This window comes from Bradyrhizobium cajani (genome assembly GCF_009759665.1).
In the GTDB taxonomy this organism is placed as follows: domain Bacteria; phylum Pseudomonadota; class Alphaproteobacteria; order Rhizobiales; family Xanthobacteraceae; genus Bradyrhizobium; species Bradyrhizobium cajani.
This window is the reverse complement of sequence record NZ_WQNE01000088.1, coordinates 1-1,376: the sequence shown is the minus strand read 5'-3', so window position 1 is coordinate 1,376 and position 1,376 is coordinate 1. Positions and strand designations below refer to the sequence as shown.

Annotated in this window: 1 protein-coding gene; it reads right to left on the bottom strand. The window is 61.6% G+C overall.

Translation table 11 applies throughout. The annotated features are described in order from the left end of the window. Positions 1 to 1,376, bottom strand: a 1,376-nt coding sequence (locus GPL20_RS38485) for an IS701 family transposase (RefSeq protein WP_430641857.1), incomplete at both ends; no start/stop codon positions are given.

Here is a 1,376-nt window from a genome sequence, read left to right as displayed (position 1 = left end):
GTGCGGCTTTGGATAAGAGCAGTACAGCACGGACATCGTCGCAGGCGATTGATGAGCGCAACGCTCAGGTATCGTCGCATCGTTGCGATCGAGTTTGGGATGTGACGTTCGGTCCTGAACGGCAGAGCCTCTCGGCCGGTAATTTTCGGGAAGCAGAGATTTTTTGCCCGGCGTGGAGGAACGATGTCCTGAGGGGGGAATCGTCTCCCGTTCGGAGATCAGGAATCCATAGGCTGCGATGCAGAGGGTGGCATGATGGTGGAAGCCGCGCCAACCGCGCCCTTCGAAGTGGTCAAGGCCGGTCTCCTGCTTGAGCTCCTGGTAGTCGCGCTCGATACGCCAACGCAGCTTTGCAATGTCGACGAGACGGGCAAAGCCGATATCGGGTGGCAGGCTCGATAGCCAGTACTTTGTCGGCTCCTTCTCGCCTTTCGGCCACTCGATCAGGAGCCACTCTTCCGGCCAGCGTTCACTGCGGTTGAAGTCGCGCCGTGCAATGCAAATGCGCACGCGTCCAAAGCGGGATTTGAGGGATACGTTCGATCCCTCGCGCCAGGTGATCGGCCGCCAGGCCTTGGCAGGAAGGCTCAAGGCAAGATCCTTGACCTTGATCGGTTGGTGCTGCGCATCGCGACGTAGCTGCTTGGTCGGCCGTCCGCGGCCAGGCACATAGGACTTGGGCGGCAAGGGTCCGGTGCCGGGTGCCCACACGGTGGTGCTCGAGAGAATGCCAGCAACATAGGAAAGCTCGAGCGTCGTAAGCGCGGTGCGAAGATCGCTGTGATTGCCGTAGCCGGCATCCATCAACACGACACCACGTGGCAAGCCTGCGGTGCAAGCGGCGCGGATTTGATCGAGCGCGATCTCGATCTTGGTCTGAAAGCCAATCTGATCGGGCACCCCCACCTTCTTGCGGCGGGCGGCGTCGGAGGCCCACGCCTCCGACAGATACAGTCGATAGGCCACCGGCAGGCTGGCATGATGATTGGCAACCGACAGCGACACCGCGACCTGACAATTGTCCTGCTTGCCAAGCTGTCCGCAATACTGCCGCGCTACGCCCACAGAATGCGTTCCCTTCTTGGGGAAAGCAGTGTCGTCGATGATCCAGGCTTCGATGGGCCCGGCACGCTCAATGGCAGGCAGCACCATCTTGCGCACCTTGGACAGAACCTTCTCGTCCGACCACCGTCCCTCGCCGACAAAGTGCAGCAGCGATTGGTGCTGGGCCGCCGTCCGCTCCGGCGCCGTCACCGCCGCCATCGGCTCGACGCTCTTGCGTTCGCAGGGCAACAACAGCCCGGTGCAATAATCCCGAAGCGGTCGCGCTCGATCGGCATGTCCGATCACGCTGACAAGACCATCAACGTAAGCCG